This window comes from Agrococcus sp. SL85, from assembly GCF_026625845.1.
GTDB lineage: Bacteria > Actinomycetota > Actinomycetes > Actinomycetales > Microbacteriaceae > Agrococcus.
In genome coordinates, this window is the sequence record NZ_CP113066.1 from 1,619,492 (window position 1) to 1,645,342 (window position 25,851).

At 75.2% G+C, this 25,851-nt stretch carries 30 protein-coding genes, 1 tRNA gene and 1 pseudogene; 20 read left to right on the top strand and 12 right to left on the bottom strand.

All coding sequences use genetic code 11. The features are described 5' to 3' along the window. Window positions 1-134: 134 nt before the first annotated feature. The 8 genes from eno to OVA14_RS08040 all read left to right on the top strand — a co-directional run bounded on the left by eno (window position 135) and on the right by OVA14_RS08040 (window position 7,922). Window positions 135-1,415, top strand: coding sequence for a phosphopyruvate hydratase (gene eno, locus OVA14_RS08005; protein ID WP_267503398.1), 1,281 nt, complete (start codon window positions 135-137; stop codon window positions 1,413-1,415). 68 nt (window positions 1,416-1,483) lie between these two features. Further along, entirely contained in the window at window positions 1,484-1,945 is a 462-nt protein-coding gene (locus OVA14_RS08010; protein WP_267503399.1) for an FtsB family cell division protein, read from the top strand. Window positions 1,946-2,042: 97 nt separating this feature from the next. Further along, complete coding sequence (locus OVA14_RS08015) at window positions 2,043-2,525, top strand: DUF501 domain-containing protein (RefSeq protein ID WP_267505533.1); 483 nt, start codon at window positions 2,043-2,045, stop codon at window positions 2,523-2,525. A 39-nt stretch (window positions 2,526-2,564) separates the two neighbouring features. Then, the gene (locus tag OVA14_RS08020; RefSeq protein WP_267503400.1) at window positions 2,565-3,893 is read left to right on the top strand and encodes an NAD(P)/FAD-dependent oxidoreductase; all 1,329 of its coding nucleotides are present in this window, start codon (window positions 2,565-2,567) and stop codon (window positions 3,891-3,893) included. Window positions 3,894-4,041: 148 nt separating this feature from the next. Continuing rightward, window positions 4,042-4,692, top strand: coding sequence for a TetR/AcrR family transcriptional regulator (locus tag OVA14_RS08025; RefSeq protein ID WP_267503401.1), 651 nt, complete (start codon window positions 4,042-4,044; stop codon window positions 4,690-4,692). 112 nt (window positions 4,693-4,804) lie between these two features. Further along, window positions 4,805-5,407 (top strand): TetR/AcrR family transcriptional regulator, encoded by a 603-nt coding sequence (locus OVA14_RS08030; protein ID WP_267503402.1) that lies wholly within the window; start codon window positions 4,805-4,807, stop codon window positions 5,405-5,407. Window positions 5,408-5,409: 2 nt separating this feature from the next. Further along, entirely contained in the window at window positions 5,410-6,618 is a 1,209-nt protein-coding gene (locus OVA14_RS08035; protein ID WP_267503403.1) for an alanine racemase, read from the top strand. Further along, window positions 6,615-7,922, top strand: a complete 1,308-nt coding sequence (locus OVA14_RS08040; protein ID WP_267503404.1) for a D-arabinono-1,4-lactone oxidase — start codon at window positions 6,615-6,617, stop codon at window positions 7,920-7,922. The genes OVA14_RS08035 and OVA14_RS08040 overlap by 4 nt, the downstream gene beginning before the upstream one ends. Here OVA14_RS08040 and OVA14_RS08045 read toward each other — a convergent pair. Further along, window positions 7,919-8,437, bottom strand: a complete 519-nt coding sequence (locus OVA14_RS08045) for a DUF4395 domain-containing protein (RefSeq protein ID WP_267503405.1) — start codon at window positions 8,435-8,437, stop codon at window positions 7,919-7,921. The two genes, OVA14_RS08040 and OVA14_RS08045, sit on opposite strands and share 4 nt — an antisense overlap. A gap of 114 nt (window positions 8,438-8,551) precedes the next feature. Between OVA14_RS08045 and OVA14_RS08050 the strand changes: the two genes are divergently transcribed. Continuing rightward, window positions 8,552-9,100: a LemA family protein gene (locus OVA14_RS08050; protein WP_267503406.1), complete on the top strand. Its 549-nt coding sequence runs from the start codon at window positions 8,552-8,554 to the stop codon at window positions 9,098-9,100. 19 nt (window positions 9,101-9,119) lie between these two features. Here OVA14_RS08050 and OVA14_RS08055 read toward each other — a convergent pair whose 3' ends face one another. Both OVA14_RS08055 and OVA14_RS08060 read right to left on the bottom strand, forming a co-directional pair. Continuing rightward, window positions 9,120-9,845, bottom strand: coding sequence for an amidohydrolase family protein (locus tag OVA14_RS08055; RefSeq protein WP_267503407.1), 726 nt, complete (start codon window positions 9,843-9,845; stop codon window positions 9,120-9,122). Window positions 9,846-10,407: 562 nt separating this feature from the next. Further along, window positions 10,408-11,614: pseudogene (locus OVA14_RS08060) on the bottom strand (winged helix-turn-helix domain-containing protein); the annotation flags it as partial. Between OVA14_RS08060 and OVA14_RS08065 the strand changes: the two are divergent. Next, entirely contained in the window at window positions 11,523-12,680 is a 1,158-nt protein-coding gene (locus OVA14_RS08065) for an AI-2E family transporter (protein ID WP_267503408.1), read from the top strand. The pseudogene OVA14_RS08060 and the gene OVA14_RS08065 overlap by 92 nt on opposite strands. Next, window positions 12,677-13,897: a threonine ammonia-lyase gene (ilvA, locus tag OVA14_RS08070; protein ID WP_267503409.1), complete on the top strand. Its 1,221-nt coding sequence runs from the start codon at window positions 12,677-12,679 to the stop codon at window positions 13,895-13,897. Before OVA14_RS08065 ends, ilvA begins: the two co-directional genes overlap by 4 nt. Window positions 13,898-14,378: 481 nt before the next feature. On the opposite strand, the gene greA is transcribed toward ilvA, so the two are convergent. Continuing rightward, window positions 14,379-14,864: a transcription elongation factor GreA gene (gene greA, locus OVA14_RS08075; protein WP_267503410.1), complete on the bottom strand. Its 486-nt coding sequence runs from the start codon at window positions 14,862-14,864 to the stop codon at window positions 14,379-14,381. A 55-nt stretch (window positions 14,865-14,919) separates the two neighbouring features. Next, a complete protein-coding gene (locus OVA14_RS08080) occupies window positions 14,920-15,312 on the bottom strand; it encodes a DUF4307 domain-containing protein (RefSeq protein WP_267503411.1) in 393 nt (130 codons plus the stop codon). Between the two features lie 99 nt (window positions 15,313-15,411). Between OVA14_RS08080 and mca the strand changes: the two genes are divergently transcribed. Together mca and OVA14_RS08090 are read left to right on the top strand one after the other, a co-directional pair. Further along, on the top strand, window positions 15,412-16,266 hold the full coding sequence (mca, locus tag OVA14_RS08085; RefSeq protein ID WP_267503412.1) for a mycothiol conjugate amidase Mca: 855 nt from the start codon (window positions 15,412-15,414) through the stop codon (window positions 16,264-16,266). After that, window positions 16,266-16,616, top strand: a complete 351-nt coding sequence (locus OVA14_RS08090; RefSeq protein ID WP_267503413.1) for a hypothetical protein — start codon at window positions 16,266-16,268, stop codon at window positions 16,614-16,616. The genes mca and OVA14_RS08090 overlap by 1 nt, the downstream gene beginning before the upstream one ends. Before the next feature lie 48 nt (window positions 16,617-16,664). Here the strand turns inward: OVA14_RS08090 and OVA14_RS08095 are convergent, their stop codons facing one another. Further along, a complete protein-coding gene (locus tag OVA14_RS08095; RefSeq protein ID WP_324287994.1) occupies window positions 16,665-17,057 on the bottom strand; it encodes an Rv3235 family protein in 393 nt (130 codons plus the stop codon). A 186-nt stretch (window positions 17,058-17,243) separates the two neighbouring features. On the opposite strand from OVA14_RS08095, the gene OVA14_RS08100 reads away from it, so the two are divergent. After that, complete coding sequence (locus OVA14_RS08100; RefSeq protein ID WP_267503415.1) at window positions 17,244-17,813, top strand: hypothetical protein; 570 nt, start codon at window positions 17,244-17,246, stop codon at window positions 17,811-17,813. A 66-nt stretch (window positions 17,814-17,879) separates the two neighbouring features. Here OVA14_RS08100 and OVA14_RS08105 read toward each other — a convergent pair whose 3' ends face one another. Beyond that, window positions 17,880-18,128 carry a helix-turn-helix domain-containing protein gene (locus OVA14_RS08105; protein ID WP_267503416.1) on the bottom strand — a complete coding sequence of 83 codons (249 nt, stop codon included), beginning with the start codon at window positions 18,126-18,128 and terminating at the stop codon, window positions 17,880-17,882. A 172-nt stretch (window positions 18,129-18,300) separates the two neighbouring features. Here OVA14_RS08105 and OVA14_RS08110 point away from each other — a divergent pair, with 172 nt between their 5' ends. The 3 genes from OVA14_RS08110 to OVA14_RS08120 all read left to right on the top strand — a co-directional run bounded on the left by OVA14_RS08110 (window position 18,301) and on the right by OVA14_RS08120 (window position 21,672). Then, window positions 18,301-18,909, top strand: coding sequence for a hypothetical protein (locus OVA14_RS08110; RefSeq protein WP_267503417.1), 609 nt, complete (start codon window positions 18,301-18,303; stop codon window positions 18,907-18,909). Window positions 18,910-19,837: 928 nt separating this feature from the next. Further along, a complete protein-coding gene (locus OVA14_RS08115; RefSeq protein ID WP_267503418.1) occupies window positions 19,838-20,167 on the top strand; it encodes a hypothetical protein in 330 nt (109 codons plus the stop codon). Continuing rightward, window positions 20,164-21,672: a sensor histidine kinase gene (locus tag OVA14_RS08120; RefSeq protein ID WP_267503419.1), complete on the top strand. Its 1,509-nt coding sequence runs from the start codon at window positions 20,164-20,166 to the stop codon at window positions 21,670-21,672. Before OVA14_RS08115 ends, OVA14_RS08120 begins: the two co-directional genes overlap by 4 nt. Window positions 21,673-21,751: 79 nt before the next feature. Here the strand turns inward: OVA14_RS08120 and OVA14_RS08125 are convergent, their stop codons facing one another. After that, a complete protein-coding gene (locus OVA14_RS08125) occupies window positions 21,752-22,000 on the bottom strand; it encodes a WhiB family transcriptional regulator (RefSeq protein ID WP_267505534.1) in 249 nt (82 codons plus the stop codon). Window positions 22,001-22,136: 136 nt separating this feature from the next. Between OVA14_RS08125 and OVA14_RS08130 the strand changes: the two genes are divergently transcribed. Further along, the gene (locus OVA14_RS08130; protein WP_267503420.1) at window positions 22,137-22,535 is read left to right on the top strand and encodes a hypothetical protein; all 399 of its coding nucleotides are present in this window, start codon (window positions 22,137-22,139) and stop codon (window positions 22,533-22,535) included. Window positions 22,536-22,559: 24 nt separating this feature from the next. On the opposite strand, the gene OVA14_RS08135 is transcribed toward OVA14_RS08130, so the two are convergent. Further along, complete coding sequence (locus OVA14_RS08135) at window positions 22,560-23,033, bottom strand: peroxiredoxin (protein ID WP_267503421.1); 474 nt, start codon at window positions 23,031-23,033, stop codon at window positions 22,560-22,562. A 70-nt stretch (window positions 23,034-23,103) separates the two neighbouring features. Between OVA14_RS08135 and OVA14_RS08140 the strand changes: the two genes are divergently transcribed. Beyond that, window positions 23,104-23,176: transfer RNA gene (locus OVA14_RS08140), tRNA-Lys, on the top strand. Between the two features lie 82 nt (window positions 23,177-23,258). Here OVA14_RS08140 and OVA14_RS08145 read toward each other — a convergent pair. Further along, window positions 23,259-23,444 (bottom strand): hypothetical protein, encoded by a 186-nt coding sequence (locus OVA14_RS08145; RefSeq protein ID WP_267503422.1) that lies wholly within the window; start codon window positions 23,442-23,444, stop codon window positions 23,259-23,261. Window positions 23,445-23,702: 258 nt separating this feature from the next. Here OVA14_RS08145 and OVA14_RS08150 point away from each other — a divergent pair, with 258 nt between their 5' ends. Next, a complete protein-coding gene (locus OVA14_RS08150) occupies window positions 23,703-23,852 on the top strand; it encodes a hypothetical protein (RefSeq protein WP_267503423.1) in 150 nt (49 codons plus the stop codon). Window positions 23,853-23,854: 2 nt separating this feature from the next. Here OVA14_RS08150 and OVA14_RS08155 read toward each other — a convergent pair whose 3' ends face one another. Beyond that, the gene (locus tag OVA14_RS08155) at window positions 23,855-25,078 is read right to left on the bottom strand and encodes a pyridoxal phosphate-dependent aminotransferase (protein ID WP_267503424.1); all 1,224 of its coding nucleotides are present in this window, start codon (window positions 25,076-25,078) and stop codon (window positions 23,855-23,857) included. Between the two features lie 72 nt (window positions 25,079-25,150). Beyond that, window positions 25,151-25,846, bottom strand: coding sequence for a PfkB family carbohydrate kinase (locus OVA14_RS08160; RefSeq protein ID WP_267503425.1), 696 nt, complete (start codon window positions 25,844-25,846; stop codon window positions 25,151-25,153). Between the last annotated feature and the right edge of the window lie 5 nt (window positions 25,847-25,851).

Genomic DNA, 25,851 nt, shown 5'->3' on the forward strand with positions numbered 1-25,851 from the left:
CCGCCCACCGCCCTCGGGGTCCCGCATCGCCCGACCGCCGCGGCATGCCCGGTGGCTAGGCTGGTCGGCGGGCGCGGCGCAGCCGCACACTCACCCAGGAAGCCCACCCCACTCCCTTTCGAGAGGAACCCCCCGTGGCACTCATCGACACCCTGCAGGCCCGCGAGATCCTCGACTCGCGCGGCAACCCGACCGTCGAGGTCGAGGTCCTGCTCTCCGACGGCACCGTCGGCCGCGCCGCCGTGCCCTCCGGTGCGAGCACCGGCGCCTTCGAGGCCTACGAGCTCCGCGACGGCGACGCCGACCGCTACGCCGGCAAGGGCGTCCTCAAGGCCGTCGAGGCCGTGAACGAGGACATCGCCGACGCCCTGGAGGGCATCGCCGCCGACGACCAGCGCATCGTCGACGCGACGCTGCTCGAGCTCGACGCCTCCGACAACAAGAAGAACCTCGGCGCCAACGCGATCCTCGGCGTCTCGCTCGCGGTCGCGAAGGCCGCTGCCGAGTCGTCCGGCCTGCCGCTGTTCCGCTACCTCGGCGGCCCGAACGCCTTCCTGCTGCCGGTGCCGATGATGAACGTCATCAACGGCGGCGCGCACGCCGACACGGGCGTCGACATCCAGGAGTTCATGATCCTGCCGATCGGCGCCGAGTCGTTCCGCGAGGGCCTGCGCTGGGGCACGGAGACGTACCACGTGCTGAAGTCGATCCTCAAGGAGCAGGGCCTCTCGACCGGCCTCGGCGACGAGGGCGGCTTCGCGCCCGACCTCGCGAGCAACCGCACGGCGCTCGACCTGCTCGTGCAGGCGATCGAGAAGGCCGGCTTCCGCCCGGGCGAGGACATCGCGCTCGGCCTCGACGTCGCGGCCTCCGAGTTCCACGAGGGCGGCGTCTACCGCTTCGAGGGCCAGGACCGCACGAGCGCCGAGATGGCCGACTACTACGCCGACCTGGTCTCGAGCTTCCCGCTCGTCACGATCGAGGACCCGCTCGACGAGGACGACTGGGAGGGCTGGACGGCCCTCACCGAGCGCCTCGACGACCAGGTGCAGCTCGTGGGCGACGACCTCTTCGTCACGAACCCCGAGCGCCTCGCCGACGGCATCGAGCGCGGCGCCGCGAACGCGCTGCTCGTGAAGGTCAACCAGATCGGCACGCTGTCGGAGACCTTCGACGCCATCCGGATCGCGACGCAGGCCGGCTACGCCTCGGTGCTCTCGCACCGCTCGGGCGAGACCGAGGACACGACGATCGCCGACATCGCGGTCGCCGTGAACGCCGGCCAGATCAAGACGGGCGCGCCCGCCCGCTCGGAGCGCGTGGCGAAGTACAACCAGCTGCTGCGCATCGAGGAGGACCTCGGCGACGCGGCCCGCTACGCCGGCGCCGCGGCCTACCCGCGCTTCGGGGCGTAGTCCCGCGCATCTCGCGTCGACGGGCGGTCCTGCCGCCCGAGGAGGGCGCTCGCCGGTATCCTCGGCGGGTGCCCTCCTCCCGTCCTGACCCCGTCGGCCAGCTGCGCGTGTCGTGGCTGCTGCTCGTCGTCGTCGGGCTCGTGGTCGCGGGCGTCGTCGTCCTGGCCCCCACGGTCGGGCTCCTGCTCGAGCAGCGGCGCGACATCGCGGCCGCCGAGGCGCAGGTCGTCGAGCAGCAGGAGAACGTCGAGGCGCTGCAGGACGAGGTCGCGCGCTGGGACGACCCCGCCTACATCGAGGCGCAGGCGCGCGACCGCCTCTTCTACGTCTACCCCGGCGAGACCAGCTTCGTGCTGCTCGACGACCGCTCCGCGCTCGAGTCCGCCTCGGCGCCCGTGCCCTCGGCGACGCTCGAGCAGCCGACGCGGGACTGGGCCTCGGCCGCCGCGTCGTCGTTCCTCGTCGCGGGGCTCACGAGCGCCGGGCCGACCTCGTTCGGCGAGCCCGCCGAGACCGACACCCCGGAATGACGGCAGGCGCCGCACGGCGCCCGCCCCGACCGCTCCGCCGCGAGGCGAGGGAGGACCACCCGTGATCGAGCCCGCCTCCGCGCGCGACCTGGAGATCATGGCCGCGCAGCTCGGCCGCGAGATGCGCGGCGTGCTCGGCGTCGGCGCCCGCTGCGCGTGCGGCGCACCCACGGTCGTGGTGACGAGCCCGCGGCTGCCCGACGGCACGCCCTTCCCCACGTTCTACTACCTCACGCACCCCGCGGCCGCGGTCGCGGCCTCCCGCCTCGAGGCCGACGGCACGATGGCCGCGCTCCAGGAGCGCCTCGCCGAGCCCGAGATCGCGGCCGCCTACGCCGCCGCGCACGAGGCCTACCTCGCCGACCGCGCCGCGCACGGCGAGGTCGAGGAGATCGCGGGCGTGAGCGCGGGCGGCATGCCGACGCGCGTGAAGTGCCTGCACGCGGTGCTCGCCCACGCGCTCGCCGCGGGGGCCGGCACCAACCCCATGGGCGACGCCGTGCTCGAGCTCGGCGGCTGGAGCCCCGCGACCTGCGCCTGCGAGCCGGGCGCGCGCGGCGGGCATCCCGCGCAGGCGTAGACTGGCCGCGCACCTATCAGAGAACGGGAAGAAGTCGCTGTGACCAAGATCCTGATCGTCGGCGGCGGCTACGCCGGCCTGTACACGGCCCGTGGCCTCGAGCGCCAGCTCGGCGCGGCCGAGGCCGAGATCACCATCGTCGACCCGCTGCCGTACATGACGTACCTGCCGTTCCTCCCCGAGGTCGCGGCCGGCTCGATCGAGCCCCGCCACGCAGTCGTCTCGCTGCGCCGCCACCTCGCGCGCACCCGCGTCGTCGAGGCGAAGGTCACCTTCGTCGACCACGCCGCGAAGCGCGCCACCATCCAGCCCGAGATCGGCGAGGCCTGGACCGAGGACTACGACGTCGTCGTCATGACGGCGGGCTCGGTCTCGCGCACCTTCCCCATCGGCGGCGTCGCCGACGAGGCGATCGGCATGAAGACGATCGAGGAGGCCGTCGCCGTCCGCGACCGCCTGCTCGGCAACTTCGCCAAGGCCGCCACGCTGCCCGCGGGCCCCGAGCGCGACCGCCTCCTGACGGTCGTGGTCGTCGGCGGCGGCTTCGCCGGCATCGAGACGATCGCCGAGCTCCGCGACCTCGCCACGCACCTGCTCTCGCGCTTCCGCGAGATCGCGTTCGAGGACGTGCGCTTCCACCTCGTCGAGGCGATGCCGCGCATCATGCCCGAGGTCAGCGCCAAGACGGCGGAGTGGGTCGTCGAGGACCTGCGCGGCCGCGGGGTCGACGTGCACCTCGAGACGCAGCTGCAGAGCGCCGTCGACGGCGTGTGCGAGCTCTCCACGGGCGATCGCTTCGCCTCCGACCTCATTATCTGGACGGCGGGCGTCATGGCGAACCCGGTCGTGCGCCAGACCGACCTGCCGCTCGACGAGCGCGGCCGCATCACGGCGCTCGCGACCCTCCAGGTCGCCCGCGACGGCGAGGTCGTCCCCGACGCCTGGACGGCCGGCGACGTCTCGGCCGTGCCCGACAAGTCGAAGACCCCGGGCCCCGGCGGCTTCTGCGTGCCGAACGCGCAGCACGCCGTGCGCCAGGCCAAGCTGCTCTCGAAGAACATCGTCGCGAGCCTCCGCGGCGAGGCGCCGCGCGAGTACGTGCACGACAACCTCGGCGCGGTCGCGGGCCTCGGCATCGGCAACGGCGTCTTCCAGAGCGGGAAGATCGCCATCAAGGGCCCGCTCGCGTGGCTCGCGCACCGCGGCTACCACGGCCTCGCGATGCCGATGTGGGAGCGCAAGCTCCGCGTCTTCGGCGGCTGGTGGAACAACTTCTGGCTCGGCCGCGACATCGTCGAGCTCTCGGAGCGCGAGGTGCCGCGCCGCGCCTTCGAGACCTTCGCCTCGCGTCCCAAGGTGGACGCCTGACGGCAGGCCCTCCGGGCCACCACGCGGTCGGCGCCCCGGCGCCGACCGAGCGGGCGAGCCGGCCGTCGCGAGCCGACGGCCGGCCGGCCCGCATGCAGCGACGGCGCGAGCCGTCCGGAGCTCCGATGGCGGAGCACGAAGGGGCGCCATGCCGAGGAAGCCTGCCGCGGAGCGGCGCGTCGAGATCGTCGAGGCCGCCCTCCGCGTGATCGCGCGCGACGGCATCCACAACGCGACCGTCCGGGCGATCGCGGCCGAGGCGGACATGCCGCTCGCGACCTTCCACTACGTCTTCGACTCGCGCGACGAGATGATCGGCGAGGCCTACGGCCACATCGTGCGCTTCATCGACCCCGCGCCGCTCGAGGCGCTGCCCGCCGGCGCGACGCTCGACCAGGCGGTGCGCGCGCTGCTCGACGCGTGGTTCGCGAACCTGCTCGAGCATCCGGAGTGGGTGCTCGCCTCGGTCGAGACGATGGCCTACTGCTGCCGCACGCCGGCGCTCGCGCACGTGCACCAGGAGGTGCAGGCGCGCCTGCTCGGCGCTGCCGCGGCGCTCATCGAGGCGCTCGCCGAGCGCATGGGCATCGCGCCCGCGACGCCCGCGCGCGAGGTCGCGACGCTCGCCGTGCACCTCGCGGACGGCATCGGCTACTCGTGGCTGCGCACGCGGGATGCCGAGGCGTCCCGCCGCATGCTCGACGTCGCGGTCCCGGTGCTCGTGGGCGCGATCGGCGGACCGGGCGCCGCGGCGGCGGCGGGACCGGCGGGCGCTGATCGAGGCCTCGGACGACCCTGACCGCGCCCTGCGCCGCGGGCGCGCTCGCCCTGCGCGCGTCCCGGTACGGTCGCACGTGCTCCCGCGATCTGGTGGGGGCGGCTGGGCGCCGCGAGGCGCAGGAGGAGGGTCCATGGCGCGCAAGGCGGCGACGGAGCGACGGGCCGACATCGTCGAGGCGGGCCTGCGCGTCATCGCGCGCGAGGGCATGCACGGCGCGACCGTCCGGGCCATCGTCGCCGAGGCCGAGGTGCCGCTCGCGACCTTCCACTACGTCTTCGACTCCCGCGACCAGATGATCGGCGAGGCCTACGCCTTCGTCGGCTCGTTCATCACCGACGAGCCCTTCGCGGCGCTCCCGCAGGACGCCTCGGTCGAGGACGCTGCGGCCGGGCTCATGCGCGCCTGGTTCGGTCGCTTCCTCGAGCACCCCGAGTACGAGCTCGCCGCGATGGAGATCATGGCCTACTGCCGGCGCACGTCCTCGCTCGCGCACGTGCACGCCGAGGTGCAGGAGCGCTGCCTGCAGGCGCTCGTCGACCTGCTCGAGGCGCTCGAGCAGCACCTCGGGGTGGTGTCGGCGACGCCCGCGCGCGAGCTCGCCACCCTCACGATCCAGTTCGCCGACGGCATCCAGTACTCCTGGCTGCGCACGGGCGACACCGAGGCAGCGCTGCGGATGATCGAGCGCGTCGCCGTCCCCACCATCGTCGCGGGGATCGAGCGTAGGCTCTGAGCGTGCACCTCGCGTCGGCCCAGCCCTGGTCGCGCGAGGGGCACTGGCGTCGCCTCGACGGCGCGGTCGCCGGGCTCGACGGCCCGCTCGCGGCGCTCTCGCTCGACGCGCTCGCGCACAACGCCCGGACGATGGTCGCGCTCGCGGCCGGCCTGCCGCTGCGGCTCGCGACGAAGTCGATCCGCTCGCGCGACGTCGTCCACGCGGTCCTCGCGAGCGAGGGCTGGCGGGGTGTGCTCGCCGCGACGCTGCCGGAGGCGCTGTGGCTCGCCGAGACGGTCGACGACGTGCTCCTCGGCTATCCCACCGCCGACCGCGCGGCGCTCGCGGCGCTCGCCGCTGACGAGCGGGGCCGCGCGCGCATCACGCTCATGGTCGACGACGTCGCGCAGCTCGACCTCATCGACGCCGCGGCGCCCGCGCACCCGGAGCTGCGGGTCGCGATCGAGCTCGACCTCGCGCTCGTGCGCGGCCCCATCCGCTACGGCGTGCGCCGCTCGCCCGTGCGCGAGCCGGAGCAGGCGGTGGCGCTCGGGCGGGCGATCGCGCAGCGCCCGGGCTTCCGCCTCGTCGGCCTCATGGGCTACGAGTCGCAGGTCGCCGGCGTCCAGGACGCCCGCTGGCGCGGCTCCGCGCCGCCCGCGGCCGTCCGCACGATGCAGCGCCTGTCGATGCGCGACGCGATCGAGCGCCGCGGCGCCGTCGTGGCGGCGCTCGCGGAGGTCGCCGAGCTCGAGCTCGTGAACGGCGGCGGCACCGGCTCGATCGGGCGCACGGCCCGCGACCCCTCGGTCACCGAGGTCGCGGCGGGCTCGGGGCTCTACGGGCCGCACCTCTTCGACGGCTACCGCGGCATCACCCCTGCGCCGGCGCTCGGCTTCGCCCTCCCCGTCGTGCGCAGGCCCGGTCCCGGCTGCGTGACGCTCCTCGGCGGCGGCTGGGCCGCCTCGGGGCCCGCGGGCGACGACCGCTCGCCGATCGTCGCCTGGCCGACGGGCCTGCGGCTCGACGAGGAGGAGGGCGCGGGCGAGGTGCAGACGCCCGTGCGCGGCGAGGCCGCGGACGACCTCGCGCTCGGCGACCGCGTGTGGCTGCGCCACGCGAAGGCGGGCGAGCTGTGCGAGCGGGTCGACGTGCTGCACGTCGTGTCGGGCACGGAGGTGATCGGCACAGCCGCCACCTACCGCGGAGCGGGCAGGATGCTCCTGTGACGTGGCGCAACTGGAGCAGATCGCAGCGGGCCGAGCCGAGCGCGCTGCACGCACCGGTGACGGCGGCCGACGTGCAGGCCGTCGTGCGCGAGGTGCGCGGCCGCGGCGGCTCCCTGCGCGCCGTCGGCGCCGGGCACTCCTTCTCGGCCGCCGCGCGCCCCGACGACGCGCAGATGACGCTCGACGGCCTCGCGGGCCTCCTGGGCGTCGACGGCGCGACGGGCGAGGCGACGCTGCTCGCGGGCACCCGCCTGCGCGAGGTGCCCGCCCTGCTGGCGCCCAGCGGCCTCGCGATGGAGGTGCTCGGCGACATCGACGCGCAGACGATCGCGGGCGCGATCTCGACCGGCACGCACGGCACGGGCCTCGCCTTCGGCTCGATCGGCTCGACCGTGACCGCCGCGACCCTCGTGACGGGGGAGGGCGAGCTGCTGCGCGTCGACGCCGGCTCCCGGCCCGAGCTGCTGCCCGCCGTGCGCCTGGGCCTCGGCGCCCTCGGCATCCTCGTCGACGTCACCGTGCGCTGCGTGCCGGCCTTCGGGCTCGACGCGGTCGAGGCGGTCGTCGACCTCGATCCGGTGCTCGACGACTGGCGGGGCCTCGCCGAGCGCACCGACCACTTCGAGCTCTACTGGTTCCCGACGACGCGCGTCGCCGTGACGAAGTCGAACGCGCGCGTGCCGCTCGACGACCCGTCGCGGCCGCTGCGGCCGCGCTCGGCGGTCGGGCGCTTCGTCGACGAGCGCATCCTCACCGACCTCGGGCACCGCGCGCTGCTCGCGCTCGGCGCGCTCGCGCCCGCGACGCGGCCGGGCATCAACGCGCTCTCCGCGCAGCTCATGCCCCGCGGCCGCTTCTCGGAGCCCAGCCACGAGGTCTTCAGCGCTCCGCGGACGGTGCGGTTCCGCGAGATGGAGTACGGCCTGCCGCTCGACGCGGTGCCGGCGGCGATGCGCGAGATCGACCGCGCGCTGCGTCGCGCCGACCTCGCCGTCACCTTCCCGATCGAGGTGCGCGCGACGGCCGCCGACGACGCGCACCTCTCGACCGCGCACGGCAGGCAGAGCGGCTACGTCGCCGTGCACCGGTGGTGGCGCGAGGACCCGCGGCCGCTCTTCGACCTCGTCGAGCCCATCCTGCTCGCGCACGACGGCAGGCCGCACTGGGGCAAGCTGCACTCGCTGCGCGCGCCGGAGCTCGCGACGCGCTTCCCCGGCTTCGAGGCCTTCCTCGCGGCGCGCGACGAGCTCGACCCGCGCCGCACCTTCGGCTCGGCCTGGACGCGCCGCGTGCTCGGCGACTAGCGGGCGCTCGCCTCGCGCTCCGCGCGGAGCTCGGCGGAGCGGGCCGCCAGGCGCCCCGTGACGTCGGCGCACGCCTCGCACACCGACGCGGGGATGATGCCGGCACGCATGAGCCGGCCGAAGATCCAGCAGCCGAGGCAGAAGCCGATGAACGCCTCGAGCGAGGCGGCGACGACGAGCACCGCGAGGATCGCCCACGCGGCGACGGGCGCGCCGAGCGTCCACGAGAGCGCCGCGGCGAGGCTGACGACGAGGCCGATCGCCTGCGCGAAGCGCTTCGGCGGGCCCGGCACGAGCCGCGCGGGACCGAGCCTGGGAGCGATGACGCGCGTCGCGAGCAGGCCGAAGGGCGAGAAGCGCGGGCCCCAGGCGACGCGCAGGGCGAAGCCGGCCGCGAGCAGCCACGCGGCCCAGCCCGCGCCGGTCACGAGGATGGCGACCGCGGAGGCGACGACGAGGCCGGCGACCGAGCGCGCCGCGAGCTCGTTGACGGGGTTGGGGAACGAGAACGCCATGCGACCACGGTGCCAGCCCTGCGGCCGACGCGCGAATCGCGGCGTCACACGGCGTCGCACGGCGACCCGGCACGCGCGCGGCGCTCGCCCGGGACGGACGCCTAGTCTGGACGCATGGACCCGCTGCTGATCGTCTGGACCGTCGCCGGCGCCCTCGTGGTGGTGGCGCTCATCGGCGCCGTGTGGACCGGCGCGGCGCTCGCGACGATGCGACGCCTCGGCGCCACGGTCGACGAGCGGTGGCGTGCGCTCTCGACGACGCTCGAGCAGCGCCGGGCAGCGGCCGAGCCGCTGCTGGCGACCGCGACGGAGCCGCAGCGGGCGCGCGCCGAGGCGGCCTTCGCGGCGCTCGAGCAGGCCGTCTTCCCGAGCGGCAAGGCCGAGGCGGAGGCCGAGGTGCAGCAGGCGCTGCGGCCGATCGCAGCCGCGGCCGCGGCGCAGGCCTCCGGCTCCGAGGCGTTCCGGGCGCGCGCGGCCCTCGCCGCCCTCGAGGACGAGGCCCAGCAGCGCCGCCGCGACTACAACACGGGCGCGCGCGAGCTGAACGCGCGGCTGCGACGCTTCCCGACCTCGCTGTGGGCCTCGGCGGCGGGCGGCCGCCGCGACTTCTTCGAGGTCGATCAGTCAGGGGCGGTCGCCGAGCCGCCGCGCATCCAGTTCTGACGCCGAGGTCGGCCGCGGCTCAGCCGACTGGCACGACCTCGGCGATCGGCAGCCCCGGGGCGACGGCCGGCAGCGGCACCCCGAGCACGCCCGCGGGCACGCTCGTCGCCGCCGCGACGGCGTCGTCGAGCGCGACGCCCGCGCCGACCACGACCTCGATCGCGCGATCGAGGGTGAGGGTGGAGCCCGCGAGCGTCGTGGTGCCGGCCACGAGCGGCACGCCGCCCCGCACCTCCACGTCGAGCGCGCCGAGGCGGTGCGCGCCGTCGCCGAGGCCCGTCGCGGCCATCGCGTCGCTCACGAGCGCCACCCGGCCCGGCGCCGCCGCGAACAGCGTGCGCAGCACGACCGGATGCACGTGCACGCCGTCGGCGATCGCCTCGAGCACCACGTGCTCGCGTGCGATCGCGGCGCCGACGGGACCGGGCTCGCGGTGGCCGAGGCCCGGCATCGCGTTGCACGCGTGGGTGAGCACGCTCGCGCCGCGGTCGAACGCGTCGGCGGCGGCGGCCAGGTCGGCCTCGGTGTGGCCGACGGCCACCACGACCCCCGCGGCGACGAGCCGGTCGACCGCGTCGAGCGCGCCCGGCAGCTCGGGCGCGAGCGTCACCATGCGCAGGACGCCCTCGCCCGCCTCCAGCAGCGCCTCGATCGCGGCGGGGGAGGGGTGCGCGAGCGCGCCGGGGTCGTGCGCGCCTCGCCGGGCGGGGGCGAGGAAGGGCCCCTCCAGGTGCACGCCGAGCACCCCGGGCCGCTCCGCGACCAGCGGCCGCAGGGACCGCAGGCGCTCGGCGAGCCTGCGGCACGGGCGCGCTCACGAGGCTGAGGAAGCCGCGCGTCGTGCCGTGCGCGCGGTGCTCGGCGAGCGCGGCGTCGATGCCCTCGGCATCGGCCGCGTCGTAGCCGTGGCCGGCCGCGCCGTGCTGGTGCAGGTCGAGCAGGCCCGTCGTCCACCGCGGCGCCGGCGCGCGGTCGTCGCGCGGCTCGAGCGCGGCGATCGCGCCCTCGCGCACGAGCGCCCATCGCGGCTCGCGGCCGACCACGACGGGGAGGCGGCGGTCGTCGGCGTGCGCTGCGGGCTCGGTCATGGCGGCAGTCTGCCAGGCCGCGGCGCGCCCTCCTCGCCTCAGGCGGCGCGGAGCGCCGCCGCGAGGTCGACGGCCCAGGTGCCCGCGCCCGCGACCACGACCTCGTCGAGGCCCTGCCACGCCGCGGCCTCGCGCAGCGCGGGCGCGAGGCGCTCGGCGAGGCTCGGCGGCGCGGTCGGCGCGCTGCGGCTCGATCGTCGCCACCTGCACCCGCAGCACGCCCGCCCTCCGATCGCTCTTGAGGTCGACGCGCCCGACGAGCGCGTCGTCGACGAGCACGGGCAGCACGTAGTAGCCGTGCACGCGCTCGGCCGCCGGCGTGTAGATGCCGATGCGGTAGGCGAAGCCGAACAGGCGCTCGGCGCGCGGCCGGTGCCACACGAGCGGATCGAAGGGCGAGAGCAGCGCGGTGGCGCGGACCCGCCGCGGCATGCGCGCGCCCGCGGCGAGCCAGGCGGGCCGCGTCCAGCCCTCGACGGCGACGGGCTCGAGCTCGCCCGCGTCGACGAGCCTCGTCCACGGCCGCCCTCGTCTCGGCGACCGCGAGCCGATGGTGGTCGGCGAGGTCGTCCAGCGTGGCGACGCCGTGCGCGCGCGCCGCCCGCAGCACGAGCTCGCGATGCGCCTCGTCGCGCGGCACCGCGGCGCGGGCGGCCTCCGGCAGCACCGCGTCGGCCACCGCGTAGGTGCGCTCGAAGCGGGTGCGCCCCGTGGTGACGAGCTCGCCGCGGCGGAAGAGGATCGTCGTCGCCCAGTAGGCGTCCGACTTGTTCCACCAGCCGCCCGGCAGCCGCTCGTGCGCCTCGTGCTCGAGCGCGCTCGGCCGCAGCGGCCCGCGCTCGGCGAACTCGGCGAGCACCTCCTCGACGAGCGTCGCGTGCTCGGTCGCCCACGCCTCGGTGCGCGGCCGCATCGGCGCCGAGCGCTTCCAGTGCCACAGCGGCCAGTCGCCCACGGCGATCGCGGCCGCCTCGTGCGCCACGTACTCGGTGTACCTGCCGAGCCCCCGCCCTCGGTCGTGGTGCAGCAGCCGATCGAGGGCGCCGCGGTCGTAGGGGCCCAGGCGCGCGAGCAGCGGCAGGTAGTGGCTGCGCTCGAAGACGTTGACCGAGTCGAGCTGCAGGAGCCCCAGGCGCCCGATCGTGCGCGCCAGCGTGCCGGTGCCCGTGCGGCCGCGCTCGCCGGGCACGGCGCCGTCGAGCCCTCCCGCCGCGATCGCCGTGCGCCGCGCCTGCGCGGCCGTGACCCTCCGAGGTGCCTGCACCCTCGGGAGCCTAGTGAGCGCCTCCGACGCATGCGGCCGGAGTCCCGAGGCGCCCCCGTAGGATCGTGCAATGCTGTTCGGTCTCGGCAGGTCGCCCCAGCCGCATCCGTCCGCCGGGCCCGAGGGCCCCGGCGACGTCGCGGTGCCCCGCGGCATGCGCATCGCGGGCGCCTGGTCGTGGCGGGTGCTCGTCATCGCAGGCGCGGCGGCCGTGGTGATCTGGCTCGTGATGCAGTTCTCGCTCATCGTGATCCCGCTGCTCGTCGCCGCGCTGCTCACGGCCCTCCTCCTGCCGCTCGTCGACTGGCTCGTGCGGCGCCGCTGGCCGCGCGGGCTCGCCGTCGCGCTCGCGATCGTCGGCCTGCTCGTGCTCGTCTCGGGCCTGGGCTGGCTCGTGGTCTCGCAGATGCGCGCCGAGTACCCCGCCCTGCAGGAGCGCGCCGTGCGCTTCTGGGAGGACGCGCAGTCGTGGATCCTCTCGCTCCCGTTCGGCATCTCCGAGCAGGACGTCAGCGACTTCGGCACGAACATCCTCGGCACGATCCGCGACGACATCTCGTCGATCCTCTCGAGCGCGCTCACCGTCGGCGCCTCCGTCGGCCACTTCCTCGCGGGGATGCTGCTGACGATCTTCGCGCTCATCTTCACGCTCGGCGACGGCCGCAACATCTGGCGCTGGCTCCTCGGCGTGCTGCCGAAGGGCGCGCGTCCCGCGACCGACGGCGCCGCGAGGGCCGGCTGGGTGACGCTCGGCAACTTCGTGCGCGTGCAGGTGCTCGTCGCGGGCATCGACGCCGTCGGCATCGGCCTCGGCGCGTTCATCCTCGGCCTCTTCTACGGCGGCATGCCGCTCGTCCTGCCGATCGCGATCCTCGTCTTCCTCGGATCCTTCATCCCGATCATCGGTGCCGTCACCACGGGCGCGGTCGCCGTGCTCGTCGCGCTCATCGCGCTCGGCCCGATCCCCGCGGTGATCATGCTCGGCATCGTGCTGCTCGTGCAGCAGGTCGAGGGCCACATCCTGCAGCCGCTCGTCATGGGCACCGCCGTCAAGGTGCACCCGCTCGCGGTGGTCGTCGCGGTCGCCGCGGGATCCACGATCGCCGGCATCGCGGGCGCGCTGTTCGCCGTGCCCGTCGTGGCGTTCGTCAACGTGTTCGTGAAGACCGTCGCCTCCGGCTCGTGGCGCGCGAACCCCAACCCGTCGATCGAGGACGTCGTCCGATGAGCATGCCCGACCTGGCCGGCATCGAGGCCGCGCGAGAGCGCCTGCGCGGCATCGCGCAGGAGACCCCGATGGAGCGCTCGCGCTACCTGAGCGGGATGCTCGGCGCCGAGGTGTTCCTGAAGTGCGAGAACCTGCAGCGCACCGGCGCCTACAAGATCCGCGGCGCCTACAACATGCTCGCGAAGCTGCGCCCCGAGGAGGCCGCCCGCGGCGTCGTCGCGGCCTCGGCCGGCAACCACGCCCAGGGCGTCGCGTTCGCCGCGACCGAGCTCGGGATGCGCGCCACGATCTTCATGCCGCTCGGCGTCGCCCTGCCGAAGCTGCAGGCGACGCGCGACTACGGCGCGGAGGTCGAGCTGCGCGGGCAGGACTTCCAGACGGCCCTCGCGGCGGCCGTCGAGCACGTGGAGCGCACGGGCGCGACGTTCGTGCCCCCCTACGACCACCCCGACATCGTCGAGGGGCAGGGCACGCTCGGCCTCGAGATCCTGGAGCAGGTGCCGGAGGTCGCGACGATCGTCGTGCCCATCGGCGGCGGCGGGCTCGCGGCCGGTGTCGCGGCGGCCGTGCGGCAGCGGGCCGCCGAGCTGGGCCGCACGGTGCGCATCGTGGGCGTGCAGGCCGAGCGCGCGGCCTCCTACCCGCCGTCGATCGGCGCGGGGGAGCCCACGACGATCCGCACGCAGCCGACGATCGCCGACGGGATCGCGGTGGCGCGGCCCGGCGCCCTGCCGTTCGAGATCATCCGCGACGCGGTCGACGAGATCGTCACGGTCTCCGACGACGACATCGCGCGCGCTCTCATCGTGCTGCTCGAGCGCGCGAAGCTCGTGGTGGAGCCGGCCGGCGCGGTGACGACCGCGGCGATCATGCGCGGGCTCGTGCCCGCCGACGGGCCCACGGTGGCCGTGGTCTCCGGCGGCAACATCGACCCGCTCTTCATGGAGCGGGTCATCGGCCGCGGCCTCGCGGCCTCGCAGCGCTACCTCAAGGTGCGCCTCGCGCTGCCCGACCGCCCGGGCCAGCTCGCGATCATCTCGCAGATCGTCTCCGACGAGCAGGCGAACGTCGTCGAGGTGCTGCACACGCAGCACGACGCGTGGACGTCGATCACCGACGTCTCGCTCGACATCTCGGTCACCACTCGCGGGCCGGAGCACGCGGAGCGCGTCCTCGAGGCGCTGCGGCGCGCCGGCTACGAGCCCGTCGTCCTCTGACGGGGCCCCGCTCCGCCCTCGCTCGGCTCCGCCGTCGCCGTGGCTCCGCCCCTGCGCCCTGCCCCGCGACCCCTGCCCCTGAGCGGCGACTCCCGACGCTGAGTGGCGACTCCTGCCTCTGAGTGGCGACTCTTGGCGCTGAGTGGCGACTCTTGGCGCTGAGTGGCGACTCCTGACGCTGAGTGGCGACGAATGGCTGGATTTCGACGCCAGTGTCGACCGATCGGCGCCACTCGATGGCGAACGACGCCACTCGATGTCGGAGGTGGCCCCAGGGCCGGGCAGCGAGGCCGAGAAAGCGAGGGGCGAGGGGCGAGGCGGCTAGGGGCGCGCCGGCGAGGAGCTAGAGGGGGAGCGGCGAGGGGCCAGGCGGCGAGGGTCGGGGTGCGCGAGCCGCGGGAGGCGCCGGCCGGACACCGCAGAGGGCCCCGCGCACGTGCGCGGGGCCCTCTGCGGTGTCCGGCGCGCTGCGCCGAGAGGCCTACGGGCGGTAGGTCTGCACGTCGAGGATCTCGACCTCGATCGTCGCGCCCGAGGGGGCCTCGTAGGAGGTCTTCGCGCCGATCTTCAGGCCCATGATCGCGCTGCCCAGCGGGCTCGCCTCGCTGTAGACGTCGAGGTCGCCCGTCTCCTGGATCTCGCGGTTGCCCACGAGGAACGTGGTGGGGTCGCCGGCGATCGTCGCCTTCACGACGGTGCCGGGCTCGACGACGCCCGAGGCCTGCGGCGCCTCGCCGACCTTGGCGGTGCGCAGCAGCTGCGTGATCTGGGCGATGCGCGCCTCGATCTGCGCCTGGTCGTCCTTGGCGGCGTGGTAGCCGCCGTTCTCCTTGAGGTCGCCCTCGTCGCGGGCCTCCTCGATGCGCTTCGCGATCTCCGCGCGCACGGGCCCCTGCAGGTGCTCCAGCTCGCCCTGCAGGCGGTCGTGCGCCTCCTGGGTGAGCCAGGTCTCCGTGGTGCCGTTCATGTCGTCTCCCGGTATGCACAGAACCGGCCCCGAGTGGGCCGGTCCGGCCACGATCCTACGGGATCCAACACTGGGAGACGGCTCCACTCGCGGCGGGAGCCGCGGTCCGGAGCGTCACGGCATGCCCCGTGGTGCGCCGGTCGGAGGCCTCGAGCACCACCTCACGCCAACCGACGATGCCGAAGGAGAGGTCGAGGGCCTCGACGGCGCACACGACCTCGGTGCCGGGCTCCGCGGTCACCTCGAAGCGCACCTCGACGGTGCTCGCGTCGACGACGGTGTGGCCGGTGTCCTGGGCCTGCACCTGCGGGCTCGCGGGGTCTGCGCCGATCCACCAGAGCGCCGCGACGACGAGCGTCAGCGCGACGATCCCGGCGATCCACCAGCGGCGCAGGCGGCGCGGCGACGCGGCGCGCGCTCGTCCGTAGCGGGCGTCGAGGTCGGTCATCTGCGGCTCTCGTGCGGGGTGGCTCGTGGGAGGATGGGGTGCCTCCAGCCTAGTCGCCGCACCGCCCGGCGCGGCCCGCCGGGGGCGGGAGGAGCCCAGGTGCGACGTCTGCTCGCGGTCCACGCCCACCCCGACGACGAGTCGAGCAAGGGAGCGGGCACCCTCGCGCGCTACGCCGCGGAGGGCGCGCAGGTGACGGTCGTCTCGTGCACGGGCGGCGAGAGCGGCGACGTCCTCACGCAGGGCTTCGCGCTGCGGCACCGCGCGTCGCGCGACATGGCGGGGCTCCGCCGCGTCGAGATGGCGGCCGCGCAGGCCGCGCTCGGCATCGACCACGTCTGGCTGGGCTACGTCGACTCCGGGCTGCCGGACCCCGGCGACCCCCTGCGGCCGCTCTCGTTCGCGACGATACCCGTCGAGGTGTCGGGGCGCGCGCTCGTGCGCCTCATCCGTCGGCTGCGCCCGCAGGTCGTGACCACCTACGACGAGACGGGCGGCTACCCGCACCCCGACCACATCCGCTGCCACGAGGTCACGATGTGGGCCGTCGAGCACGCAGCCTCCGGGCTGCCGGAGCTCGGCGAGCCGTGGCGGGTCGAGAAGGTCTACGTCGACCGCTCCATGAGCGGCCAGCGCCTCCGCGCCCTCATCGCCGCCCTCGAGGCGAGCGATCCGGACGACGCGCGCCTGCCCGACATGCGCGGCTGGTCCGAGCGGATCGGCGACCGCGGCGCGACCATCACGGCGCGCGTCGACATCGCGGCGCACCTCGAGGCGCGCGACGCGGCCCTCCGCGCGCACGCGAGCCAGGTCGAGCCCGACTCGCCCTTCTTCTTCTGGCCGCACGAGCTGCTGCGCGGCGCCTGGCCGACCGACGACTACGAGCTCGTCCGCGGCGCGGGCCAGGGCGGCGGCACGGAGGACGACCTGTTCGAAGGCGTCGAGGAGGCCTGATGCTCGGCTCCGCGCAGCTCGCCGGCAGCAGCCCGCTGCCCTTCGACCCCGACATGGTGACGCCCGGCGTCATCGGCTTCCTCGCGACCGTCGCCGTCGCGGTCGTCGTGATGCTCCTCATGTGGGACTTCAACCGGCGCGTGCGCCGCATCAACGACCGCGCGGAGATCAAGGAGCGCATCGCGCTCGAAGTCGCCGAGCGCGAGGCGGCCGAGCGCGCCGCCGCGGCAGGGCAGCCCGAGGCGGTCGCAGGTGAGCTCGCGGCCTCCGAGCCGACCGCGGTGCCCGACGCGACGGACGAGGGCTCCCGGCCCGGGGGCCCGGAGCAGGAGCGCCGCGCCGACGCCTGAGGTCGCGCGGCGGCGCGCTCCGCGGGCCTCGAGCGGGGCCGCGGAGCGTCAGAGCACGCCCACGGAGGTCGCGCGCCAGCGCCCGTCGAGGCCCTCGAGGCGGATCGCGACGGCGCGGGTCCGGCCCGCCGAGCGGACGACGACCGCGCCCTCGACGACGCCGTCGGCGCAGTGGCAGGCGCGCACGCGGCTGATCGCGAAGCCCGGCACCTCGCGGCTCGCGCGACGGGCCCGTGCCTGCCTCGCCGCGAGCGCGCGGCGCACGAGGCAGTCGTAGGTGGGCTCGGTGACCCAGCGGGCGATCTGCTGCACGTCGCGGACGCCGAGCAGGATCTCGACGACGCTCGTCGCGAGGTTCTCGAGCAGCGGCGCGGGATCGGGGAGGCCCGCCGACGAGCAGGGCTGGAAGTCGAAGTACTCCTCGGCGTCCGCCGCGGTCATCCGCCGTCGCATCGTGCGCATCGTGTCCCCCTCGAGCCTCGCCCCGGCCGTTCCCGGTCGGCCGGCCCGTTGTGGCGCCGTTGCGCGAAAACATAGCCAACCCTGAGGGATCGGGGCATGGGCAGAACTCCCCATCTGTGGAGAGCGCGGACGGGTGCGCCCCGGCGCGCCGTTAGATTCGCCCGCGTGCGCTTCGACGACCTGTTCGACGACCTCGAGAGCCAGCTCGAGGCGGAGCAGGGCGCCGAGCGCCGCGACCTGGAGGCCGAGGAGGAGCGGTTCCGGGTCGGCAGGCTCGAGCTCCGCGACCGCATCGCCGCGGCGCCGCGCGCGCTCGACCTCGCGCTGCGAGCAGGGGGCAGGCTGCGCCTGCGCCGCATGGCGCTCGGCCGCGACTGGTTGAACGGTGAGGTGCTCGAGGGCGCTCCCGCGGGCACGGGGGCGATCGTGCCGCTGCACGCGATCGCGGGGATCGAGCTCGACGGCGACGCGATCCGCGGCTCGGTGCGCCCGCAGCCCCCACGGGCAGACCTCGCGCAGCGGCTCTCCTTCGCGTTCGCGCTGCGCGACCTCGCGCGGCGCCGCGCGCCGGTCATCCTCGAGGGCGGCCACCCGCTCTCGGGCACGATCGACCGCGTCGGCCGCGACCACCTCGACCTCGCGCTGCACGAGCCGGGCTCGAGCCCGCGCCACGGCACGGTGCGCTCGTGGCGCGTGGTGCCCTTCGCGGCCTTCGACTGGGTCCGCCTCCCGTAGCGCACCCCGCCGCCGGCGCGCAGCGCTCTTGTCGGAGGCGCGGTCCAGCGGCTCGGGGAGGCGCGGTCAGCGGTCGCCGAAGAGGTCGGCGATGCTCGCCGTCTGCGCCTGCCGCCACAGCGCCCGGCGGCGCTCGACCTCGAGCTCGCGATCGATCCACGCCTGCAGCTCGTCGGCGTCGACGCGCCAGGCGCCGGCGACGCGCACCCCGCGGAGCTCCCCGTCGTCCAGGAGCGCCCGGACGGCGGCGGGCGTCGAGCCGAGGGCCTCGGCGACGTCTGCCACGGCCAGGAAGCGGCGGGGCTCGAGGGGCATGCGAACCATTGTGGGCCGCGCGGCAGATCGGGGCGCCGGCCTGTGGAGAGCCGACGGGCCCGGGACCGGCGCTGTGGAGAACTTCCGCCCGTGCCGGGCGCGCTCGGGCACGGTGGTGCCGATCCGGAGCCGCCGCGGCGCCGCTCCGGGCCCGCCGAGACGAGGAGGAGCGATGGCGACCCGACGCACCTGGATGGACCCGAGGCTCGTCATCGGCGTCGTGCTCGTGCTCGCCTCCCTCGGGGGCGTGTGGCTCGTCGTCGACCAGTCCGCGCGATCCGAGCAGGCCTGGTCCGCGACGCGCACGCTGCTGCCCGGCGACACGATCGCGGCGGGCGACGTCGCCCCGGTCGACGTGCGGCTCCCGCAGTCGTCCTCGCTCTACCTGCCCGCGGGCACCGACCCCGTCGGCATGGTCGTGGCCTCGACCGTGGGGGAGGGGGAGGTCCTCCCGACGCGAGCGGTGGGCGAGTCGTCGGCCGCCGAGCGCGCCGCCGTGGTCATCGACGTGGGCGAGGGCCTGCCGACGGCGGTGCGGGCAGGCGCGCACGTCGACGTCTGGACCGCGGCGCCCACCGCCGAGGGCTTCGCGGCGCCGGCGGTGCTCGTCGACGACGCGATCGTCGTGGGCGTCGTCGAGGACGAGGGGATCATCGCCGCGGCCGGCGTGCGGCTCGAGCTGCTCGTCCCCCGCGACGCGACGGGCGCGCTGCTCGAGGCGCTCTCGAACGAGCACGCGGTGAGCGTCGTGCCGCTCGCGCAGCCGGTGGCGTCGCCGTGATCGGGCTCGCCGTCTCCGCCCCGCTCGAGCGGGAGGACGCCGTGGTGCGCGAGGCCGCGCGGCACGGCCACCGGGTCGCGATCCGCGCCGCGACCGCCGCCGACCTCGTCGAGCGCCTCGCCGCGCGCCCCGCGGACGCCGAGCCCGCGATCGACCTCGTGCTCGTCGTCGCCGACGAGCCCCACGCGAGCCGCGCGCTCGTCGAGGCGTGCGACGCGCGAGGGCTGCGGCTGCTCGCGCTCGCCGACGATGCGGGGGAGCGCTCCCGCGCCCAGGCCCTCGGGATCGACGCGGTGGCGTGGGCCGACGGCTTCGCGGCGGTCGAGGCGGCGGTCGCGCCCGAGCGCCGCGCCGATCGGGCGCCCGCGCCCCGCGGCCGCGTCGTCGCCGTGTGGGGGCCGCACGGCGCCCCGGGGCGCACGACCGCGGCCATCGCGCTCTCGGCGGAGCCTCGCGCTCCTGGGCAGCCGGGTCGCGCTCGTCGACGCCGACACCACGAGCGCGGCGATCGCGCCGGCGCTCGGCCTGCTCGACGAGGCGCCCGGCTTCGCCGCGGCGGCCCGCCTGGCGCGGGCGGGCAGCCTCACGGTCGACGAGCTCGACCGAATCGCGCAGGCGGTCCCGACCCTCGGCGGCGCCATCCGCGTGCTCACGGGCATCGGGCGTGCGAGCCGCTGGCCGGAGCTCGGCGCCGAGCGCGTCTCGGAGGTGCTCGAGCGGTGCCGCGACTGGGCGGACGTGACGATCGTCGACGTCGCCGCGAGCCTCGAGCGCGACGAGGAGATCTCCAGCGACCTCTTCGCCCCGCGCCGCCACGCCGCGACCATCGCGGCGCTCGAGGCGGCGGACGAGGTGGTCGTCGTCGCGGGCGGCGACGCCGTGGGGATCGCGCGGCTCGTGCGGGCGCTCCCGGAGCCTGCGAGCGCTCGTGCCCCACGCGCGACCGCGCGTCGTGGTGAACAAGGTGCGCGCCGCGGCGATCGGGGTCGCGCCGGAGCGGGCGGTGCAGGAGACGCTGCGGCGGCTCGCCCAGGTCACGCCCGAGGCGTGCTGGCCCTTCGACGCGCGCGCCGCCGACGCCGCGCTGCTCGAGGGACGCCCGCTCGTCGACGTCGCCGGCCGGTCGCGGCTGCGCCGACGGGTGCAGGAGGCTCGCGCTCGCGCTCGTGCCGCAGGACGCGGCCCCCACGCGGGCCTCCCTGCGCGCCGCCGAGCGGCCCAGGAGGCGACTGCTCGCCGCGCTACGCTGAAGCGGTGACGAGCCTGAGTGCCATCGCCGAGCGCTACGGCCGGCTCTCCCCGCAGGACGTGCAGTGGCTCCACCGGCTCACCGCCGACTTCCAGGTGCTCGCCGACCTCGCGATCGGCGACATCGTGCTGTGGGTGCCGACAGGCGACGACGACCAGTTCATCGCGGTGCACCACGCACGCCCCGCGGGCGCCGCGACCCTCTTCTACCGCGACATCGTCGGCCACGCCGTGCGGAACGCGTGGCGCGACCAGATCGGCCGCGCGCTCGAGGAGGGCGTCCTCCTCGACGCCGCGAGCCCCGCGTGGGGCGTCGACGCCGACGCGCAGGTGCGTGCGATCCCCGTCCGCAGGCGCGAGGCGGAGCCCTCGACGCAGGTCGTCGAGCGCCCGATCGCCGTCATCACGCGCCACGCGAACCACGCCGACGTGCGCAGCGCCGGCCGCCAGGAGCGCACGTTCAAGGAGTGCGCCGACGAGCTCTTCCGCATGATCGCCGACGGCGACTTCCCCGACCAGTCGGCGCCCACGGGGCCGCGCCGCGGCGCGCCGCGCGTCTCGGACGGCCTCATCCGGCTCGACCAGGCCGGCACCGCCACGTTCGCGAGCCCGAACGCGCTCTCCGCCTTCACCCGGCTCGGCTTCCGCGACGAGCTCGAGGGCCGGTCGCTCGCGGAGATCACGACCGAGCTCATCGACGACTCGCACGAGGTCGACGAGACGCTGCCGCTCGTCGTGACGGGGCGCGCGCCGTGGCGCACCGACATCGAGACGCGCACCGTGACGCTCTCGCTCCGCGCGATCCCGCTGCGGCGCGGACCGGAGCGGCTCGGCGCGATCGTGCTCGTGCGCGACGTCACCGATCAGCGCCTCCAGGAGCAGACGCTCATCACCAAGGACGCCACGATCCGCGAGATCCACCACCGGGTCAAGAACAACCTCCAGACGGTGGCCGCGCTCCTGCGCATCCAGTCGCGCCGCACGCGCAGCGAGGAGGCGCGCACCGCGCTGCAGAACGCCGAGCGCCGCGTCTCGTCGATCGCGGTCGTGCACGACACGCTCTCGGAGGGGCTCAGCCAGTCGGTCGACTTCGACGAGGTCTTCGACCGCGCCATGAAGCTCACGAGCGAGCTCGCCTCGATCCACGGGGCGAGGGTGCGCACCGAGCGGCGCGGCAGCTTCGGGGTGCTGCCCTCGGGCTACGCGACGCCGCTCGCCCTCGCGCTCACCGAGCTCGTGACGAACGCGGTCGAGCACGGCCTCGTCGGCCGCGAGGACGGCCTCGTGCGGATCACCGCGACCCGCGACGACGGCTGGCTCACGGTGCAGGTGTGCGACAACGGCTCGGGGCTGCCGCCGGGCCGCGTGGGCTCGGGCCTCGGCACGCAGATCGTGAAGACGCTCGTGACGGGTGAGCTCTCGGGCACGATCGACTGGGGCTCGCGCCCGGTCGAGGGCACCGAGGTGACGGTGCGGGTGCCGATCTCCTACATCCAGGACGAGGCGCGGCGCTGAGGACGCCGGCGCATCGCCCGCGGACATGACGAGAGCGGGGCCCCGAGGGGCCCCGCTCTCGTCATGGGTGGTGCTGGTCTCAGCCGGCTCGGCGGGCGCGCGCGGCGCGGCGCTTGAGCGCGCGGCGCTCGTCCTCCGAGAGGCCGCCCCACACGCCGGAGTCCTGGCTCGTCTCGAGCGCGTACTGCAGGCACTGCTCGGTCACCGTGCAGGTCGCGCACACGGCCTTCGCCTTCTCGATCTGCTCCAGGGCCGGGCCGGTGTTCCCGACGGGGAAGAACAGCTCGGGGTCCACGGTGAGGCAGGCTGCGCCGTCACGCCAATCCATACATTGTCTCCTTGTTACATTGGAGGGGAGGTGCGCCACGGGGAGCCGCAGCGCGGGAAGTCTGATGGGCTCGGCCACGCTGCCGCCCGACTTTCCATGGTTCCACAGCGCCCCCAGAGAGGCAAGGGTCGATTCCGTGAGCGAGGCCGCACAGGCACGTCCGAGGGCCGCATCCGCGGCCGCAGCGCTGCTGCTCGTCGAGGCGCTGGGCATGGTCGGGGTGGCCGTCTACCTCGCGATCGCGTCGTTCGGCGACCCGATCGAGCACCTCGGGGGCGGGCTCTTCCTCGCCGTGATCGCGGCCGGTGCCGGCCTGTTCCTCGCGCAGGCCGGTCGGGCGATGCTGAACGGCCGCGCGTGGTCGCGGAGCGCGGCCGTCGTGTGGCAGGTGCTGCAGTTCGGCGTCGCGCTCGGCACCTTCGACGGCGCCGAGGGCCCGGTGCCGCTCGCGCTGCTGCTCGCGGGGCTCGCGATCGCCGTGATGGTGCTCGTGCTGCGCAGGAGCGTCACCGGCTGGCTGCGCCGCGAGGACTGACCGGTCGGCGCCGGCCCGAGCCGCTCAGGCGGCGCTGAAGCCCAGGCGCTTGTCGAGCATCTCGAGGTGCCCCTTGGCCTTCGTGTTGTAGAACGCGTGCGTGATGACGCCCTCCGCGTCCAGCACGAAGGTCGAGCGCCGCACGCCCATGACCATGCGGCCGTAGCTGTTCTTCTCGCCGTAGGTGCCCCACGCCTCGTGGACGGCGAGGTCGGCGTCGCTCAGCAGCGGGAAGCCGATGCCGTCGGCGTCGCGCGCGCGGCCGAGCTTCTCGACCGGATCCTTCGAGATGCCGACGACCGCGTAGCCGTGCTGCGCGAGGTCGGGCAGGCGGTCGGTGAAGTCGCACGCCTGCTGGCGGCACGCGCTCGTCATCGCCTCCGGGTAGAAGTAGACGATCGCGGGGCGCCCGCGGAGGTCCGCGAGGCGCACGGTGCGACCGTCCTGGTCGGGGAGGGCGAAGTCGGGGGCGTGCATGCCGGGCTCGAGGTGCGTCATCCCTGCCATCCAAGCAGTGCGCGAGCACCCCGTGGGGCGTGCTAGACTCGTTCCTCGGCGATGCAGCCATGCACCTCTAGCTCAATTGGCAGAGCAGTTGACTCTTAATCAATTGGTTCCGGGTTCGAGTCCCGGGGGGTGTACGAGCGAGGCCCGGTCAGACGAACGTCTGACCGGGCCTCCGTCATGTGCTGGGGGATGCGGGTCCGAGGCGTGGCCGCGCGGCTAGGAGAGCGGCACGGTGTCGTCGAGCGCTGCCGGGACGACCGGCTCGACGGGGACCACGGCGGCGCGGGCTCGCCGGGCGAGGGCGAGGCGCAGGAGCTGCACGGCGATCACCACGGCGACGGCGAAGCCGGCGAGCACGCCGATGAGGGGGAGGAACGACCAGGGGTCGACGGGGAGGGCCACGGAACGGGCCTTTCTGAGGTGCCAGACAGCGAGGGCGCTACGAGCGCTGCGAGGAGTCGGAACGTACTCGTCGAGACGTGCGCTGGCTGCCACCGGAGCAGTGGCCGTCGGGACAACCGTACCCCAGCTGTACCCCGACGCGCCACGCGCAGGGTGCCCGTCCTGGCGACGAAGCGGACGGGATGTCCGCTCTTCGCGCCGATCTGTGGCATCATCCCCAGATGTGACGATCACTCACGGAAGCGCCCGATGATGGGCATGGCGATCGCCGAGGAGCTCTGGCCGCCGATCGCGGCCTCGACCCTCACGGCGGTCCTGGTCGGCCTCCGCATCGCCGTGGAGGTGCGTCGCGCCCGCGAGCGCGCGGGCGTCGCGCCCCCCGATCAGGAGCCGGAGCTCCCGCTGTAGGCCTACTGGCGGTAGGACGCCAGGAAGTTGCCGATGCGCTCGACCGCGTCGACGAGGTCCCGCTTCCACGGCAGCGTCACGATGCGGAAGTGGTCGGGCGTCGGCCAGTTGAAGCCCGAGCCGTGCGTGACGAGGATCTTCTGCTGGCGCAGCAGGTCGAGCGCGAAGCGCGCGTCGTCGTGGATCTCGTGCACCTCCGGGTCGAGGCGCGGGAACGCGTAGAGCGCGCCCTTGGGCTCCACGACCGAGACGCCAGGGATCGACCGCAGGCCCTGCACCGCGGCGTCGCGCTGCTCGAGCAGGCGCCCCCCGGGCAGGATGAGGTCCTCGATCGACTGGTGCCCGCCGAGCGCCACCTGGATGCCGTACTGCGCGGGCACGTTGGGGCACAGGCGCGTGGAGGCGAGCAGGGTCAGGCCCTCGAGGAAGCCCTGCGCGTGCGACTTGGGGCCCGTGATCGCGAGCCACGCGGCGCGGAAGCCGGCCGCGCGGTACGTCTTGGACAGGCCGTTGTAGGTGAGGCAGAGCAGGTCGGGCGCGAGCGAGGCGATCGACGTGTGCTCGGCGCCGTCGTAGAGGATCCGGTCGTAGATCTCGTCGGCGAGGATGAGCAGCGAGTGCCGGCGCGCGAGGTCGACGATGCCCCGCAGCACCTCGGGCGAGTAGACGGCGCCCGTGGGGTTGTTGGGGTTGATGACGACGATCGCCTTGGTGCGATCCGTGATCTTCGCCTCGATGTCGGCGAGGTCGGGCGCCCACTCCGCCTGCTCGTCGCAGAGGTAGTGGATGGGCGTGCCGCCGCCGAGCGAGGTCATCGCCGTCCAGAGCGGGTAGTCGGGGGCGGGGATGAGCACCTCGTCGCCCGTGTCGAGCAGCGCCTGCATCGTCATCGTGATGAGCTCGGAGACGCCGTTGCCGAGGTAGACGTCGTCGACGGTGAGGGGCGGGAACCCGTCCACGTCCTCGTAGCGGGTGACGACCGCGCGGCGGGCCGAGAGGACGCCCTTCGAGTCGGAGTAGCCCTCGGCGAGCGGCAGGTTGGCGATCATGTCCTGCACGATCGTCGACGGCGTCTCGAAGCCGAACGGCGCCGGGTTGCCGATGTTGAGCTTCAGGATGCGGTGCCCCTCGGCCTCGAGCCGGGCCGCCTCTGCGGCCACCGGGCCGCGGATCTCGTAGAGGACGTGCTGCAGCTTCGAGGACTGGTCGAGGGACTTGAGCGCCATTGCACCATGCTAGGCGGGCGCTCCGCCTGCCACTCGGCGCGCAGTGGCTGCCGGCTGGGCGCCGCGCGCCCCTCAGGGCAGCTGCAGGAGGCCGCCCGGGGCCCGGGTGGTCGCGGCGGCGACCGCCATGGCGCGCTCGAGCGAGGCCCCCCAGCCCGCTTCGTGCCGCCCTGCGACGACCGCGGCGGCGAGGGTCGCGAGCACGCTGTCGCCCGCGCCGATCGTGTCGACGAGCGGAGCGTCGAGCGCGGGCACGGGAGCCGCGACCACCGCATCCGCCGTGACGACCTCGGCGCCGTCGGGGCCCCGCGTGATGCACACCGCGCCGGCGCCCGCGCCGAGCAGGCGTCGCGCGACGGCGTCGACGGGCTCGCCGTAGACGAGCTCGACGTCCTCGTCGCTGAGCTTCACGAGCAGCGCGCGGGCCGCGAGGCGATCGAGGCCCGCGGCGAAGCGCGCGACGGCTCCCGGCGCCTCGAGGTAGGCGGGGCGCGCGTTGGGGTCGATCATGAGCGGCGACCCGAGCTCCAGCAGCGGCGCGAGCTGCGCCTCGTGCTCGAGCGCGAGGCACGAGACCACGACGAGCGGTGCGGCGGCGAGCCGATCGGCGACGGGCGCGAGGTCGACGAAGCGCTCGAGGCCGGCGCGGTTGAAGGCGTAGCGCATCGTGCCGCCGACGCGCTCCGCGGTCGCCACGGCCGTGCCGAGCGGCGCGGGCGTCGCGACGAGCCTCCACGTCGTGCGCCGCGCAGTGGGCGCGCACGGCATCGCCC